Here is a 17,063-nt window from a genome sequence, read left to right on the forward strand (position 1 = left end):
ACTGCGGCTTCAGGCACAACCGGAAGCCTAGCATACTTAATATTGTTCACCGACCATTTACACATTCTTTCGGATAATATCCTGCTGCAGCCGCTTCCTTAGGACTATCGAAGATTTCCTCCGGCGTATAAGGAAAACTGCACGTCGATCTATAGGCATATTTAAATCCAGTAGACGGGTCAATCGCACCGATAATATTCGTCTTTTTAATGAGGCGCCCACCTCCAAAAGCATAGTTGTTATAGGTCTGGTCCCCAATCGGCAGTCCTTGAATAAAGGCCATAATACCGATGTCATCGATCGTGTTGGTCCACTCTTCCTGGGAAATTTGCGGGAGTTTAAAAGTATAGCTGATCCCGTAATGGGTGGCATAATCGTTGTAGGCATTAATGAAATAAGCCACATCTTCCTGAATGGAACTGACGATCGTGCTCCGTCGCTGCTGCTCAAAGGACTCTGGATCGTTTAACAGAGAAATGGACGTTTTGCCTGCCAGATCGGCCCGGAAACCTTCTACCCACTCGTGGCGGACTGCATCATAAGCATGGACATAACTATCCAATGTAAAATTAATGACGTTCCCGTTGTTGTCGGCAAAAGCATACGGCTTCTTGGGACGCCACATAGGCTTGGCAATGGTTTGTCCCCCATTATCCTGATATTCCGCTGTTGTATAAATGTAATAACCGTCATAATCCGTGATCCCGATGACCGGGATATAAGAGGCAAGTGTACCTTGCCCGATAGGATCATTTTCGACACCAAAATTCAGGTACAAGGTACGAAAGAAAGTGTCCAGTGCCAGTTCCTTGTTTACCTTAAAATATTTCGATGACTGGTAAGCCGCTTCATACTCCTGGAGCTCATTAATATTTAGCACCGAACCCGCATCCTGAACGGCCGTTCGCAGCGCTGCCGAATATTGATCCTCCAGCTGTAAAACATTCTCTTGATCCCGTGTGTGGAAATCCAGCACTAACATAAACGGGATAAATATACAAACAAATAAAATAGCCAGATTAGTAATCTTCATTAATGATCATGCCTCCATACGACATGAAAACCCGGGTATTATCCCCCGTATTGCCGTTTAGAAAAAAGTCCTGCAGGACGGTGGCCATTGTCCGGTTGATATTTTTGACCTTAACGGTGAAAAAGTCCCCCTCCACCATCACATATCTTCGGCTCACATCATCCAGCCCTCTGTTATTATCCGGAAACATCATTTTGGTAATTTCATCGGTATAATGCCCATCAAAAAAGGTGGTAAAGCTGTTCTTAAAATCGGCCGGATCAGCCGGGTCCCCATAAATGGGATAATACTTCTTATGCAAATGCTCCATCTCAATCTGATATTGATTCCCGGTTGCCCCCAGTTTGCTCGTCAAATCCTGATACATTTGCGGAGTGATGTAACCCTTAGTACGCGCTGCATCCACAAATTCGGTGACCGCCGAATGTACTACAATTTGAGAGAGATTATCCTGACGCAAAGCCTGGTGATACAAGGGGTAACCAAACATCAGAACTAGCGCAATAAATACGCCTACTATCTTTGAAATTGACGATTCCAATGTGCTCACCCTTTAAGAAAAAACGATAGTCAGTAATTTGCCACTCTCATCTCTTATATAATTGACTTTGTAGTTTTGCTGCGGATCAATCCCTGAAACATCAATGTTATCAAGATCATCCGATTTAAAAAAATAATAACGGCCTATCTCAATATTTGCGTCTAGCTGCTTTATGTGATAGATGCTTTCAATCACTTCAGCACCTGTGTAGGTTTCCTCCCCAGTCTCCTTCAAGTCGGTGTACAAGCGCCTTTCATCCTGCTCGGACGAATGTTTAACCACTTTAACCGCAGCCTCTTGACTATTAATTCCACTAATTGCAAACATACAGGCCGTTATAAAAAGGAACACCTCAACCACCCAAATGATCGACTTTTCTACGGTATCATTCATGATTTTTCACCTTTGCAGAAGAGCATCCCCATAGAGGGGATGCCTGGTTATTTTAGTGTTTCTTGTTGGAATACAATACCGCGGATCATGTTGTTCTGATCTCTAACAATATAAGATTTGAACTTTCCTGTAGGATTGATATATCCATCAGCAGCTTGATTAAGAGCATCACTAAGTGAAGAATTTTTAGATTCCTCTTTATCACTATTCATTGAAGTAATAATTCCATTCACTTCTTGAAAGCCAGTTCCATAAACGCTGGTTGCATTTTTACCCGTGGTTACCTTAACCCCAAACTGCTCCAAGCTCATATACTGCCGAATCGCATTCAGAACCTGGCTGCCCGATAGTGTTGTATTGTTATAGGTGTTAAATTCGGTATCCGAAAGCTGAGTCGTAATAGAGGCCATTTTGGTCTGCCCCTGCTTCGCCGCATCTTGGGAAGATATCGTGATAATGACAACAATAGTGATCAGCATGATCGTCAGGAAAATCCCTGCAGCTACGCGTATACCTACGCCAGTATTTTCTTCCATGAGTGAACAGCTCCTTCGTTTAAATAGTTTGTATTTGTGTAGATAGATCGCTTAATTGACCAAACGACATATAGAGGAACGGAAAGACAAGATACAAAGCAATCAGCAGTGCTCCCGGAGTCCAGCCAAGCATCTTTCCCCAAGAGGCTTTCTTGCGGATCAGCCGCTCGAGCCGCTCTTTCTTCTGCTCTGCGTAATACTCCTGTTCCATTTCCAGATCATCAAACGCTTCATGAATGGATATCTTTTCAACCCCCTGCAGCAAACGCCGGACAATACGTTCGAAAGGTTCAAACGGTGCTTCCTGCTGAAGGGTTTTAAGTGCTTCCTCAGCTCCACTGTCAAAGGTGAGCAGCGCCCGCTGAATCGCCGGCTTAAAAATAATGCCGTACCGTTCCATCCATTCCAGCACAGATTCAACTGAGATTCGCTCAAATTCGGATAGGATCGAAATCAATACATGGAATTGATCGACCTCATTCTGCATTTCCAATGCCCGCATCCGCCGCTGAAACTGCAGTATCCAAAGAGGCAGTCCGTAACCTACTGCGCCTACCGCAATAGCAGCAAGCAGCTCCCACCAGCGCAGATATTCGCTATTTAACGTTCCAAGCTTGTCTAAAATACGATTTACCGTATTGTTAAGATCTGCATCGCGCAGCGTTTGGCCGTCCACTTCCTGAACCCGCTGAACAACGGTATCCCTCGAAACATCTTTCGTCTTCTCTAAATCTTTAAGAATTGCATTATCCGATTTCGTAAGCTCTCTAGCCTGCTGTGTCTCTTTGTCGCTCATATAACCGAGCACATTAATCTTGTCTTTGGTTGGATCCGTCCAGACATGATGCACCGCATTCCAATGAAGAAATAGAGATAATACCAGCACGCCAAGAAAACAGCCGGCGCTGATCAATAAACGATGCAGATAAAACCATTCCAAGGTTAGTCTGGAGTTGGCCTCCTTCAGCAATAAACTAAGCCTGAAATGCTGCCGCGTATGCGGTGCCGGTACCAGCCGATCGACCAGCCATTTAATTAGAGGCCAACGATAGACCTTCTTCTCCCACTGTCTGCGAACGCTTCTCGCCACGTATTTGGCTTCATCATTTTCAGCCAGCTTCCGAATGAGGACATAGCTGATAATAGCCACAGCATAGATAGACAATTGAATCAAATAACCAATTCGCCCCTGATAGAAATCCTCTGTAATCGGAAAATAGCGTTCCGCCCACCGCTTCAGCGGGAAAGAGATCAAAATTGGAGCTAAACTGATCAGCGTTAGACCGCCAAGCTTGTAGCGAAGTCTTTGTCTTCTTAACAGGTCATACCTGATTTCCTGTACCAGCTTGTTAATGGAATTCAGATACATGGAACCCTTCTGCAGATTACGGTCACCATACTCCAAAATAAGATGCGATATCCCCGAGAAAACCTTCAAATACCGGTTCGGAGCAACCGCATAATATTTTTCCAGTCCTTTTTGCGGTTCGTTAGAGGTTAGGATCTCATGAATTTTCTCCACCTGAAGTTTGATTTCATGCGGTGAAGCCTGTGCCGCTTGATAGATGGATTCATCCACCATTCGCAGCTCCTGATAAGCATGTCGGTTGTCCTCCAAAAACAAGGAAAACTGCTTAAGAAGCTTGTCTTCTATCCGGTTTACAAATAAATCCATAAAGAGTCCGTTAACAACAACGGCAATAAGAATGCCAAAGAAGATTGCCAGCCAACTTCGGCTGAAGACAGCCAAAACTACTAAAGCCAGGAGAATCAATCCAAGCGACAAAAAGGTAATGCGCATGGTTTCTTTCCGAAGCGTATATTCATCGTAGGTGTTAACGGCTGAGAGCTTTTTGCGAATACGCCGGATCTGACTTTGGAACAGGGGCACCCGCTGCAGCTTCACATACGCTTTTTGATAAAAAATAAGCAGCTTCGGGTGTGTTTTCCTTTTGGCCAATGCTCCCGCAGTCCATACACTTCCATAGTTACGTTTTCGTTTCTTCTCTTTCTGGATCGTATACAGGAGAAACAAACCACTGGAGAGAATGGAGATACCGCATAGGAGTAGAATCCAGAACCATTTATTCATGTTGTTGTTCCCCCCAGTAACGGTCCACGAATTGCTGGAAAGAAATCCGATCCTCTTCATTCATATGGAAGATCATTTGCTCAATTTTGCTCTTGGAAATAGGGCTGACTGCCACATATTCACCGTTTCGGTATTCGACCACGTTTCGAGCTGTCCATACACGGCCGCTGCTTCTGCGAAAGGCCTCCCTTTGCAAGGCTACTAAAGCATCCAGCTTGTTCTCCAAACTTTCTCCGTAGTTAATAGACTCTTCATCTAGCCAATCCTCATAAGAAACAGCTGTAATTTCGGTAATACGTTCTATGTAACGTCTTCCATCCTGCTCCTTCCGCAAATGGACATCCCATTTAACGGCGTTAACGACCTGTTCTTCCGCAATTCGTTCATTTTGGAAAACTCCTGTTTTAAGAAGGGAATTACGCAAAGACCAAATTAACTCTCTTGCGGACGTGGCGTGATGCGTAAAGATGGTAAACAAGCTGGCCACCTGAGACATTTGAATCATCCATGCCGCCACCGGGTCTGTTGCGACTTCGCCCAAAATATTGACAGACCCATCCGTCTTCTTTTGAAGATCCAGTCCGGCTTGACCAGAAATACTGTCCGTCTCCCGAAATGCCAGTGTGTTGCGCTCCGGATAAAGTCTTCTTAAATGAAGCTCAAAGGTCATCTCTTGAATACGTAAAGTGAGCGTGGCATAGATATACTTCACTGCTGCCATAATTAAACTAGTTTTACCGGATCCCTGAGGACCCGTAAAAGCTGTAACTTGGGCGCCCTTCATCAGGTACTTGATCAATTCCCTCGGCAACTCGGCATTGCGTATTTTGTCAGAGGAAATCAGACTCTCCAGCCTCATGTTTGGCAGATCAAACTTTCTTACAAAAAATGCCCAGCTTTCCGCAAATGGCGGTCTCACAACCACGACCCGTGACCCATCTTTCATCTCGTTCACTTTAAACCCGTTTGTTTCGGTCAGCTGGCCCGGATTATCGTATTTGTAAATGTTCTGGCAGACCCGTTTCAACTCGTTATCGGACCCAAAGCTCAAAAACGGCAGATAAATCGATTTGCCCCGGAAAAATATCCAAATACTTCGGTATCCCGGATATTTGGCCTGTTTCATTCCATGGATTAGCTCCATCTCATCCTCAATCATCTGCATGCTTGATGGAATTCCAGATACTCCGCCGGATACTCCATCGATGGACATATCCCTGACTTCATCAATAACACCAAATCCCTTGTAGTGCTGATAAATACGCTGAACCAATATTTTCAACTTGTCTTTAAAATCCAGTCCCCGGTATTCCTTGCTAAATATCTGGTCTATTTCTTCTCCAGTGATGATGTATGAATCTACTGTTTGGTCTTCAATCACTCTTTTAGGACGATCCAGCTCGTATTTATCAATTAGCTTAGTCAATCCTTGAAAGCCATGTAGTTCTTTATATTGATACAGCAGAATATCAAATTTATCCTGCTGCGTCAGCTTATCCGGCTCATCAAAGGGAATGACTAAATTCAGTGTGGCTTCCGAAAATCCGTAGTTCCTGGCAAGCAAATCGTATATGTATTGCTTGAGATAAATTTTCTCCTGGATATCTCCCGAGGTAGCATTTTTCATGGCATTCCTTAGTTCTGCTACAATAGCCTGCCTTCTTTGATATTCCTCACCGGATAGTCCCATGTCTAGAAGATTGCTGTTTACATATTCGTTAATAGTTCTTTTGATGTATTCTAAGATGGAATCCAGCTTATATTGTTCCCGTCCCATTCCCAAGCTTTTGGTCTTATTCTGGGAGAAGCCCTCTGCAGGCTTCTGATTCAATTTCACAAACAAAAACACGATTAAACCAATCAAGATCAAGACAATCAGCATTAAATTAACAGCGAAAGGCAGGCTCATCTACGGAACCCTTCTTTCCGCTTGTTGGATGGGTACAAACACCTCGGTTTTCTCCAAAATGTACGCTGCAATCTCGCGGATATCCTGAATAAACCGGTAATTTTCGTGCTGCTTAGGGACACTTTGATTCTCCAGAAAATAGCTGCGGAGATTTCCATCATTCATACTGTCCCTGAAACCTGTATTATAGGAAAACGGGAAAATATCTCCTTTGTAACTGTATTTTCCGGCAATATTCCTAACTTTATATTTAGAACGCGCATCGTATCTCCCAATCACCAGCATATGAGGAATATGGTGCAGCGCTTCCGGCCAATACCTGCGGGAAGGATCAAAATATTTATCGAGCACATTCCGGTCCTGACTCAAGCAAACCACGACCAGGTCGGAAGATTGAAGCAGCTGATTTGTTACAGCATGTTGGCTTCCACTGTGAGCATCCAAGAGTATGGAATCGTAATTTTCTTCCGCTTTATCAAAAATAAGGTTAATAATTTCGCTGGAGTTCTCGAAATGGAGTTTATCTTCGTTTTCCGTCGCCTGCAGCAAATCAAGATGCCCTCTTATGATTGGAAGCGCGTGATTTTTAATCGTGTCACGCTCTAATTTATTGCTCCTGGCAGCACGCTCCAGTGCATCCATCCCTCTTGAAGCTACATCAGCAAAAAAAACCGCTATGAGAGGAAATGGATCTGCCGAAAGACTTTTCCAATGTGAAGTCAGACCATTGAGGCTGGGTCACCAAAGTCCGGATGGCATATCCGGTGCCCATAAAAGCAGCCACGGCAGCTGCCAAACTTGTAACCCCCAGTCCATGTTGGATTCCCCAAAATGTAACTTTTCCCATGCTTAATTCCCCCTCTCTGCCTGTTTCCAAAGTGCTTGGATTTGCTTACGATCCATGCCTGTAATAGAGTGAACTACACTCTGAATCACGCTTCTCAAATCAGGGGAAAGCTTCTTCAGGCTGACCGTGCTGGAAAACTGGTTATTAATCTTCCGCGTCATATCGCGCTCATCGGGTATATAGACAAGCGGTTCGTGCCATTCTAACGGCAAATCGTTATACAAACGGACCAAATAATCCTCTGTAAATGTGGCATTTACTTCATAAATGATCGCTGTTAATTTGACAGGCTGTTGTTCGGCCTTATCACGGGCTAATGCTTTTAAAAGAAGAGCATTTTCCTCTAAAACCGGCTTCTCGTACGAAGTGACCAGATACCAGCCATCTGAAGGCACCAAGCCATGAATACGTTCAGGATCATCAATGTCGATAAGTAAATAATCATAAGAGAAGCTTTCTTCGCTATCTAACTGATGCAGCTCCGTAATACTATTGAGCTCCTCATAAACATCAAAGTTATCGTACTGCTGAATTTTAGCTTCTGTCTCAATCTTCGGATAAGAGTAGCGGTAGCGGTGATGCCTGGTCATATCTGCCAGCAGAACCTTCTTATCAGCCCCTAGCAGCTTGGATATATAAAACAGTAGGTCCGTTTTGTCATAATCGCCAATAAAAACAAATTGCTTTGTCATAATCTTCCTCACTTCACTGGAACTGTAGCGTTGTTATCGCTAAAAATTTGTGTCGAATCACCGCTGCCTCCGCTTTGTTCAGATGCGTCCGAAGAAATTCCGTTAGTCCTATTTCCGCCATTTATAAGTGGATTCTCTTGGGATTGCCCCCTATTTTCTGTTTCAGCACTATCGGATCCTTCAGATGTGTAAGGAATTGCCGAGGCATCATCTTTGCTTTTACCTGTTACATACTTTTGGATATCCTCTTCGGACATGGATTGCAAATCTTGCTCAAGCTTCGACCGAAGTCTTCTTTCCAATTCCGATGAAGCTATCTCCACGATGTTCGGATCCGTATCAATCAAATCTTGCACTTTGGCGTTCGACGGATAAGTGACTGTTGCTTCACGCTGCATATATGGATCAACATAGCTTAGAGCATAGATGGAAGCATCATTTATATAGGCGTCTACAATTGCACTAGACATTCTCAAAATTTCCTTCTCATCCATGTCGTACCAGACTGTTCCAGAATTTAAGTCCTCGACTTTCTTCTTCGAGAGCACTATATAATCTTGACCCGTTGGGAATTTGATACGGACATCCACGAAGTCGGATTTTTTTAATTTCAAAGGCAGTTCAATCAGTCTAAATTCCTGGCTTCTAAGATCATCAGGAGTAATACCTTCCTCAAATAACATGGAACCTGTAACAACCGCGTTGGCCGCAAGATTGATTTTGGTATATTTGCCGATAATATTGGTTTTGTCCAATATATCGTCGGGCACTGCACTTTTTGGAACGCTGATAGTCTTAAGATCATTTTCCGTTAATTGATCCCCTGCCATCCGGCTTTGAGATACAACCGTAACATTTACTCGTTCTTCATTAAGCTGCTGTTCTGCTTTTGTAAGCTTTTGCTCCAATGCTTCTGATTTTTTCTGGTACTTGCTATGTATATGATCAAAATAGAGATAACCCGAAACGACACAAACTAACAAGACGACCGCACCACCTATACAAGAAGCAATAATCAGTCGTTTTTGTCGAAATCTGATTTTTGACATGCTGCTTTTCCTCCCAAAAGACTCCACTTTATTCCTATAGTTAACTATAATGACCTAATTCTTTAGATCTTCGGCCAAATTCCCTCCTTTTAAGCCTCCTTCTTCATACAGTGAACCTAAATTACCAGTCAATAAGCCAAATACAGGGAAATTATATCATGTGAAAATTGAAAAAAATGTCGATATTTGTATCCAATTCTTACTTATCTCATTTTTTTGACTCATTAAACTGATCCTGGAGTCCTATGGAACAACAATTTCTGGCTAATTGTAGCAATATAAAAAAAAGAATACGGAATAACCGTATCCCAGGAATAAACTATTAAGATTACATATTTAAGATCAACATAATCACTAATATAACGATGATAACCACACACAAGCTGATAACAGCATATAATACTGTTTTCGTTGAGCTTTTTTTCTTCTCACCCATATATTTTTTTAGTACGTTGTTGAGAAAGGCATCCGTATCGGATTGGTGTTTGTATGGATCAGGATGAGGAGGAATCCGATAAACCAGATTACCAGGGAGCTCTTTCCGGACATCCGAAATGCTTAATTTCTCAATAAAAGGAATGCTGTAAATCCAATTGGATTGATCAAGGTTCTTATGTTTCTCACGAAACTGAACAATCTTCGGCTGTCTCCACTCGCTGCCTGCCCCTACCACAAATTGAACGCCTGCCCGGTAAAATTCATCTTTCCAGTCACTCTCCTCCAAACACCCGATATCCAAAACTAAATAGTTGTAACCGGAACCAACAAGCTTGCTCATTCCTTCCCGGTCATTACTTTTGAAATAATCCACCTTATTGATGGTGAAAGACGTATTTGGACTGTTAAATCCTTTCATTCCTTCATAAGCCTGCTCAATTCTATTGAAATCCTGGGAGGCATTAGCTTCTTTCAAAGCGACTCTATATCCTTTTCGGGTTAAATAATTAGCGATGAGGATACTAAAGTGAGTGCTGCCGACTTTGGATTCCACACCCGCTACGGCGACAACAATCGTACCAATAATACGGTCCTGTAAAATGATTCGTTCTTGAACCGGAAGTTCCGGAAGCTCCATATCCATCAAATCAGCCTCGAGTAAAGCACCCGCTTTTAAGCGGGAGGTATATCTGTATATTCGATCCTTTACTCTTTCCAGCTGTACATCAGGGTCTTCAGCCTCCAAGGCAGTCGCGCTTTCCAGAGAACCAGGCTGCAGCTTGGCTAACGCAGATACAATGGATTTAGGAGAAGTGCCGGGGACCGTCGTAATAACTATAATCCCCATCTCTGCAAGTCGATGAACCAAACCGTCATCGTCCGGTCTATCCAAACCTATTACAATAATTGGGGTTTGACTCCTGTAAGTTTGATATTGCCGGATTCCCTCCATAAAGGCTGCCGAATCCGCACAATCCAGATCAGTAATAAAGGATGCCACGTTAATTCTTGCTGCTGCTTGACAGAACTCCATAAACTGCTCAGGTGTAAATCGCCCTACTTTCTCAAAGCTGATGTCAGAATTGCCTATAGCTTCGAGCACATAAGGGGAAGCTTTCTTAGAAATAATAATCGCGTTCAATTTCCCACTCCTCTATCTGTTAAAACCCGACTTTGCTCCAAACGGAAAACTTTATCCATTCCTGTAATCCGGTTTCGTTCCGCGGCTTTTCTTGCTTCTTCAATGACATCTTCCAGATTGGACTTCCCCCATATAGCCATGTAGCCAGTATAAACGCCGCCCTGGGCTTCAAGCTCAAGACGCAGCCGAATTCGCTCGGCCAAATCCCCAGGCTCCGTTCCTTCTTTGGTAACAAGAACCACAAAACCCGTAGAGGTAAACCGACTTGTAATTCCGATTTCCGAAGTGTATTTTCGGACAATTTCACCCAGGTTTCTCAAAAACTTCTCATTTTGCAAGAGCTCTGGTTTGTCCGTGCTTTCTGCAACTTCGATGTACAAAACGGCATGCGCTTGGGATTTATCCATATACTTGTTTGCTGTCTGCATAAAATGTTTTTTGGTCAGTAGTCCGGTCGCATCATCACGAGTTGAAGTATAGGCCGCAGCCTGAAGGATGTAAGCAATTCGATTAAACAGAAGCATAAATACTAAGAAAACCGACCCTATAAAAAACAGATTTCCAAATAAAACTACAGCTTGTGCTTTGGTTACAGCCCAAACTATTAAGCTAAGCATATGTATTCCGTACAAAGCAACGGCTATGGAATTAAGAGCTTTGAGACTGCCTTCTGTAAATAACTTGAGGAAACTATATAATCCTAAGGCAAGAATGATAAAAAATAGTAGTAGAGCAGTCATTGCCCCAGGCAAGAACAGCGAACACGCTGCCGTTAGCATACTTGCAAGACCCGCTGCAAGATGAGGATATAACTTCTCATTGCGTTTCGGGTAATACAATCGAAAAACGCTGATTTGCTGAAGTACAAAACCGCACAGAAATAAGGAAGAAAAAAACAAAAAAAACTGCTCCGACCTCCCTGCACTTAAAGCCATTCCTAATGAGGCAAATAAACCAAGCAGAGAAGCTCCTGAAAAATTCAAGTAAGTTTGCGTTCGCCATTTGAAATACATGGTGGCACCCATGGATAGCAGTACTAGACAGATTGCAATTAGAAATCCATCCTGCCATGCCTGAAAACGATCCATTCCTTTCCCCTCCAAAGTCACTCTAATAAGTAGATTTGCATATAGTATAGTACAGATGAGGAATTAATTACCATACTTTTGACCTGCTCAATGAGAGTTAGCAAATAAAAAGAAAGAGGAGAAGGTACTAATAAGGTACTTTCTCCTTTGGTGTTATTCGTTTATTCGGTTTAGAAAGACTTGCGAATCCTAGGGAATAAAACTGATGGCAACTGGTCTTGTATTCCTGCCACATTCAACCTATGTGTTATTGGTTGAATGATGATTTCATTCGGCACTGGGTAGCCTCCCCCCACAAAAAAAGAAACCTTGAAAAGCACGAAGCCAATCAAGGTTTCCAAAATCATATAATCATCTTACAACATCACTTGAAAGTAGCTTTCCATTAGTTGTGTTTAATAAGAACCTTCTACCGTAAAAGTCAGACACATAAACGTCAGTACTTTTCACCATTAGGTTTTCAAACGGCAACGGGTTTTTTAAGGGGAAAACATCACTAACACTTTGAATACGCCACTTTATTTCCCCAATTTCATTAATTCCAAATACATTATTTAGATACGTAACATTGTTAGGTATCTCAAGCAATACGATTAATGTTTCATCTACTTCTTTAACGTAGCGTATATTGTGGTCAAAAACAATTTTTTTTTGGTTTACTACTAGCTCGTTTTCAAATTGAGTAAACGTTATCGCCAATTTATTCACTCCTTCATGGTAATGGTCTTGGATTTGTGAAATTACCAACACGCTGTCCCATTAAATCAAATTGTTGTCCTCCGCCTTGAAAACCGAAGAGTGGATTTGCAGTTCCTGTCCGTATTCTTGTTCCTGCATCCAATTCCACATCTGCTATAAACTTGGGAGTTGTGGGCAATGCGAATTTTTCTTGTATTTGCGATGGAGTTAGTCCCCTAATATCATCGGCTTTCATAAACCATCCACCGTACATACCGGAGTTTTCACCGTCGTATACTCGAACAAATGTGCTTTTTTCAATTAACTCGATTTCTTGAACAAGTGTACCCGGCTTATATGGAGGTTCACTGTAGCCCATTTCTTCCTTCCACCATTTATTCACATCTTCTGCCGATGTTTCGGAGATTTTTTTATATTTAAGATTTCCCGTCCCCTATGTGGTAAAGCTAAATCCCGCTAAAAGGATGGTGGCAGTCCAATATTCCAACTACCACCATTCTATCATTAGGTAACTTGTTCAGCGAGGGGCGGGGCGATGTACGGTGTTTTGTTCTTCATCATGCCGTAGATGATGTTAACCAGCCGCCGCATGATGCAGACTAACGCTTGTCCTTTCGTTTTGCCTTCCTCTTGTTTTCGTTCATAATAAGCTAGAAAAGCTGGATTGCGGGGGAGCTTGCTTCCTTTGGAGACTTGCACCTGCTGGACAGCAAGGTTATAGAAGATGCCATGCAGGGTGCGGTTTCCTTGATTGCTCTTCTGTTCCTTGCTCTTCCCGCCCGAACTGAACTTTACAGGAGCAATGCCAGCAAAACGAGCCAGCTTGTCAGGACAGGAAAACGGTGAATGTCTCCGATCTCAGCCACTAGAGCCGATGCCGTAACAAGGTCGATGCCTGGCATGGTCTCTAGCTGGAAGCCCAGTTGCTTCATCATGCGGCTTAGCTGGTCTTCTACCTTTTGAACTTCTTCCTTCTTAAAGCGGATGTCTCGGACATGGCTTTGAATCAGAAAATCTCTGGATTCTTGGTACTCTCGCTTCGTCTCGCCATCTGCAGCCACCCATGCCATGATTTCCTCCGCTTTCTTGGTCGAGCAGGTGTTATGGCTGGATTTCAACAGCATCTCCCGTAAATCCTCCAAACTCACCTCCGCCAGATGGTGCGGGGCGGGGTAGGTATGCCAGAACTCCAAGGCACATTTCCCACCATATCGCTAAAGAACTTCTTGTAGCTCGGGTAGTGATGGGACAACTGCATGTGAAGCTGGTTCTTGAGTGCGGTATGCGCTTTAATCAGCGCATTTCTTCTCGCTACGAGTTGTCCAATAGATGTCTTGCGGATTCGCATCGGGCAGAATTTCGAGCTTGCTAACAAGTATCTTCGCCACACATTCTGCATCCCAGCTATCGCTTTTCTGTGTAGTTGGGTAGCTCTTGCGCTCAGCATACGAGAGAGCCGAATTGACTTCCTTCACCTTCTGCTTATTCTCTACGAGGAATACGGCTAATGACCGCCCATAGGCGCCCACATCCTCCAATCCATAGAGATCGGGGTCATGCCTCTTTTGCAGAGCTTCTTTACATAGGTGAGCAGTTCCTCGAAGGCGGAGGGCTTGTTCTCGAATTGGATTTCACCCAGTTTCTCATACCAGCAGTTTACGATCACGGCAGTGTGAGTAGCCTTATGAAGGTCTACACCTACGTAAATATGCTTTTGTTTATAATGCCCGTTCAAAAGACATCACCTCGATCTACGAATGTATGAAATAGAAAAGAAAGTCGGCAACCTCAGTTCGAGCGTTAGTCATTCGCATGACCCGCATTGGGACGCAAGCCTATCCATTCTTTTCTGGTTTAACCTTGTTTGTTGGTACTTCTACTTGCTCTATACGATACGACTATGCCACAGTTAAGCGTGGCGGTGGAGATTAGATAATAATCGGCTGATGCAAGCCTTTGGCTTCTATTTGACCATAGCGGTACATGCCTCGATAGAAGTCCTCGCGGTCTAGGATTCGCTTCACCTGCACCTTCGTGAAGAGCTTGTCTTGAACCGTTCTGTAGCCCGCCTGATTCAGTTCTGCGGCGATTTGAGACAGTGACCAAGACGGATGTTCGGTCTTAATCTCGAATAACCTACGCACCGTGTCAGCCTGTATAGGGTCGATGGAGAGTGTCTTTTGTCCTTTGGCGGCTGTATAGCCATATGCTACTCTGCCGCCCGCATAGCCGCCCTCCTGTGCTTTCTTACGCCGTCCTCGACTTAGCTTCAAGGCAATCTCTAACCGCTGGTATTGGTCTAATAGCTCCATCATGCCATTCACTAGGAAATCGTTCGGGTCATGGGCATAGATGCTGTATTGCGGCTGTTCAACGGCTTTGACATCAACCTTATTCCGTTTTAGTTCCCGCTGAATCAGCACCTTCACGATGTCTGCTCGCCATAAGCGGCTAGTGTTCAGAACAACGATGAACTTCACATCCCGCCATTTCAGATCAGACAGCATTTCCTGCAAGCCCTCGCGCTCTATGGTTAGCTCGTCCTCGTCCACCTTTGCCCCCGAAATGCCTTCATCCTTGTAGATGTCCAGTAGTTCGAGGTTGTGGCGGGCGCAGTAACGCTGGATTTCCTCCGTTTGATAGGCAAGCGAATAGCCATCCTTCACCTGTCCCTGCGTAGAGACGCGAACATAACCGACTACACGATCTTTCATGCAACCATCACCTCGTTTCAATAATTCCAGTTTTCGTAACGCCCTTGGAATCAGCTACTGCCGCCATACATTCCGCATACGCCAATCAGGCGGGCGGCGGGGCAGTTCACAGGCTTCTATATGCGGTTGTCAAAGGGCGAAATCAACTTGCTGTGAGCAATACAGAACCATATCATGGAAGGCATGTAAAGGGGGTTAAGCGCAGAATGAATATATACTTTTAATCATTTCGGGCAATCAGAACAGGGCAATCGAAGAACCCCCCCAGTGTCTAGGAAAAGCAAGAACCGCCCTCGCGGGCGCGGGGGCGGCGTGATTCCTACGGGAATATTTTATAGAAAATTGATGCGGTTCCCTTAACTCTGTCCTAGTCTAGTCGTATAGAGAAAGTAACAGGTTTATTAAGATCATTGAATTGAATACGGAAGCTCTACCCGTGGTCGCAGAAGAACACGTTAAAAAATGCCTCGGCGTTCATCAGCCGAATGTGGTCATGTAATTCTTTCGATTACATGAACGAAGTCGCGTTAGATGCGGAAGATTCGCCTTTGGCAAAGTAAGACGTGATGCCTTACTTCACTTCCCCAGATTTTCCGTCGTAGTGTCCGAATGGACAGGGAACCTTGACAGAGTGATAGCTTCCAAGCTATCCGCGCAGTAAAGCTACACCTGGGTGCGCCAGATGTCTCGTAGGCTCGGGATACCTCAACTTCACACAGCCTAGTCGTTCTCCCTCGCAAGAGGGGGAACGCTCTGTTGTCCTCCCTTCACACAGGTGAACTCCCCGCCTGCGGAGCGGGCGGGGGGTGAGACTGAAATGAACGCTGACACTGGTAAAAGAGAATAGATAAGAATAAGAACATGAGTAAGATAGAAATAGAGGATAGAATAACAGAACGAGAAGAAGCTCAGAGGATAGCTCTATAGCATCAGAATAGATAGCACGAATCGAATAGTACGAATCAGGAATCAATGAATCATGAATAGATTTGTAGATGAGATGATTGAAATCGTAAAGCCTCGAACTCCCCCGCCCCCCATTTTTTATAACCCAACAAAACAGAAAAAAGAAACCCCGCACAACGGCGGGGGCAGGTTAGCCAAATAACGGCAAGTATTTTCGGTAATAATCTATATGATCGTCGGATAGCTGCCAATCATACTGATTAAGGAATTGAGCAACTTTTGCTAAGACTTGATTCCGATGAACGACATCATTGTGCTTCGATTTAGCAAGGTAATGAGCGAGACTTAGCTCGACTTGCTCCTGTGACATCGGGTCTTTGACATGCTTGACGAAGATTTGAGTAAGTTCATCAAGATCAAAGCCATGTCCTAGCACGTTCTCCCGCCGCATTAGGGTTAGGACTGTATTTAACGGTAGTCGTTTCATGGATGCCCCCTCCCTTCGGTGGCGGCGGGGGCGGCTAGCTTTTGCTGAACGCTCCACTTTCTCCATAAGAGATACTGCCGCTGTGCTTCCTGTTCATCATAACCATGCTGTACCATGACATTCAGGATGGCGCGGGGGATGGAATCGGTGTAGCCATACAAACAACTACGAAACCTTTCCCATGAGATGTCATACAGGACAACAAACGCTCGATGTGTTAGCCCTAGCTTCTGAATACATTCTTTGACTGGATGATTCATTGATGATTTCTCCCTTCGAGATGTCTTCCCTTATAGGTTAGACACTCTACAGGCAGGAATCACGCCAGACATACAGAAGCATAGGGAGCTATTTGAATCTTGAATTTGTCACATCTGGATATCCCATTAATAACAAGACAGCCTAGATTATAACGGTAACTTCCGAATGCATTCGATTAGAGTACCGCATCTCGTCACCCTATTTAGGATGATTAACCTCCTTTTCGGTCTAATCTTC

Annotated in this window: 16 protein-coding genes and 1 pseudogene; all 17 read right to left on the minus strand. The window is 44.0% G+C overall.

Features of this window, described 5'->3' with window-relative positions; translation table 11 throughout:
* Window positions 1-46: 46 nt before the first annotated feature.
* The 17 genes and pseudogenes from AWM70_RS12590 to AWM70_RS12675 all read right to left on the minus strand — a co-directional run bounded on the left by AWM70_RS12590 (window position 47) and on the right by AWM70_RS12675 (window position 16,825).
* Entirely contained in the window at window positions 47-1,033 is a 987-nt protein-coding gene (locus AWM70_RS12590; protein ID WP_068696907.1) for a hypothetical protein, read from the minus strand.
* Entirely contained in the window at window positions 1,020-1,574 is a 555-nt protein-coding gene (locus AWM70_RS12595) for a hypothetical protein (protein WP_068696908.1), read from the minus strand. Before AWM70_RS12595 ends, AWM70_RS12590 begins: the two co-directional genes overlap by 14 nt.
* 12 nt (window positions 1,575-1,586) lie before the next feature.
* Window positions 1,587-1,967, minus strand: coding sequence for a hypothetical protein (locus AWM70_RS12600; RefSeq protein ID WP_068696910.1), 381 nt, complete (start codon window positions 1,965-1,967; stop codon window positions 1,587-1,589).
* 47 nt (window positions 1,968-2,014) lie between these two features.
* Window positions 2,015-2,503, minus strand: coding sequence for an ABC transporter permease (locus tag AWM70_RS12605; protein ID WP_068696912.1), 489 nt, complete (start codon window positions 2,501-2,503; stop codon window positions 2,015-2,017).
* 19 nt (window positions 2,504-2,522) lie between these two features.
* Window positions 2,523-4,595: a hypothetical protein gene (locus AWM70_RS12610; RefSeq protein WP_068696914.1), complete on the minus strand. Its 2,073-nt coding sequence runs from the start codon at window positions 4,593-4,595 to the stop codon at window positions 2,523-2,525.
* Window positions 4,588-6,504: a P-loop NTPase family protein gene (locus AWM70_RS12615; protein ID WP_068696915.1), complete on the minus strand. Its 1,917-nt coding sequence runs from the start codon at window positions 6,502-6,504 to the stop codon at window positions 4,588-4,590. Before AWM70_RS12615 ends, AWM70_RS12610 begins: the two co-directional genes overlap by 8 nt.
* Entirely contained in the window at window positions 6,505-7,053 is a 549-nt protein-coding gene (locus tag AWM70_RS12620; protein WP_169823440.1) for a hypothetical protein, read from the minus strand.
* Between the two features lie 300 nt (window positions 7,054-7,353).
* Window positions 7,354-8,043: a hypothetical protein gene (locus tag AWM70_RS12630; RefSeq protein WP_068696920.1), complete on the minus strand. Its 690-nt coding sequence runs from the start codon at window positions 8,041-8,043 to the stop codon at window positions 7,354-7,356.
* Window positions 8,044-8,051: 8 nt separating this feature from the next.
* Complete coding sequence (locus AWM70_RS12635; protein WP_068696922.1) at window positions 8,052-9,092, minus strand: SAF domain-containing protein; 1,041 nt, start codon at window positions 9,090-9,092, stop codon at window positions 8,052-8,054.
* A 328-nt stretch (window positions 9,093-9,420) separates the two neighbouring features.
* Window positions 9,421-10,671 carry a hypothetical protein gene (locus tag AWM70_RS12640; protein ID WP_068696928.1) on the minus strand — a complete coding sequence of 417 codons (1,251 nt, stop codon included), beginning with the start codon at window positions 10,669-10,671 and terminating at the stop codon, window positions 9,421-9,423.
* Window positions 10,668-11,759, minus strand: a complete 1,092-nt coding sequence (locus AWM70_RS12645) for a hypothetical protein (RefSeq protein ID WP_068696930.1) — start codon at window positions 11,757-11,759, stop codon at window positions 10,668-10,670. The genes AWM70_RS12640 and AWM70_RS12645 overlap by 4 nt, the downstream gene beginning before the upstream one ends.
* Before the next feature lie 351 nt (window positions 11,760-12,110).
* Window positions 12,111-12,458, minus strand: coding sequence for a DUF7957 family protein (locus AWM70_RS12650; RefSeq protein WP_068696931.1), 348 nt, complete (start codon window positions 12,456-12,458; stop codon window positions 12,111-12,113).
* Window positions 12,459-12,471: 13 nt separating this feature from the next.
* Window positions 12,472-12,840: a hypothetical protein gene (locus AWM70_RS12655; RefSeq protein WP_151208751.1), complete on the minus strand. Its 369-nt coding sequence runs from the start codon at window positions 12,838-12,840 to the stop codon at window positions 12,472-12,474.
* A 122-nt stretch (window positions 12,841-12,962) separates the two neighbouring features.
* Window positions 12,963-14,193 (minus strand): annotated as a pseudogene (locus tag AWM70_RS12660) (IS110 family RNA-guided transposase).
* A gap of 193 nt (window positions 14,194-14,386) precedes the next feature.
* Complete coding sequence (locus tag AWM70_RS12665; protein WP_068696934.1) at window positions 14,387-15,172, minus strand: recombinase family protein; 786 nt, start codon at window positions 15,170-15,172, stop codon at window positions 14,387-14,389.
* Between the two features lie 1,096 nt (window positions 15,173-16,268).
* The gene (locus AWM70_RS12670; RefSeq protein WP_068696935.1) at window positions 16,269-16,565 is read right to left on the minus strand and encodes a hypothetical protein; all 297 of its coding nucleotides are present in this window, start codon (window positions 16,563-16,565) and stop codon (window positions 16,269-16,271) included.
* On the minus strand, window positions 16,562-16,825 hold the full coding sequence (locus AWM70_RS12675; RefSeq protein WP_068696936.1) for a preprotein translocase subunit TatA: 264 nt from the start codon (window positions 16,823-16,825) through the stop codon (window positions 16,562-16,564). The genes AWM70_RS12670 and AWM70_RS12675 overlap by 4 nt, the downstream gene beginning before the upstream one ends.
* Window positions 16,826-17,063 lie beyond the last annotated feature (238 nt).

Source organism: Paenibacillus yonginensis (assembly GCF_001685395.1).
In the GTDB taxonomy this organism is placed as follows: domain Bacteria; phylum Bacillota; class Bacilli; order Paenibacillales; family Paenibacillaceae; genus Fontibacillus; species Fontibacillus yonginensis.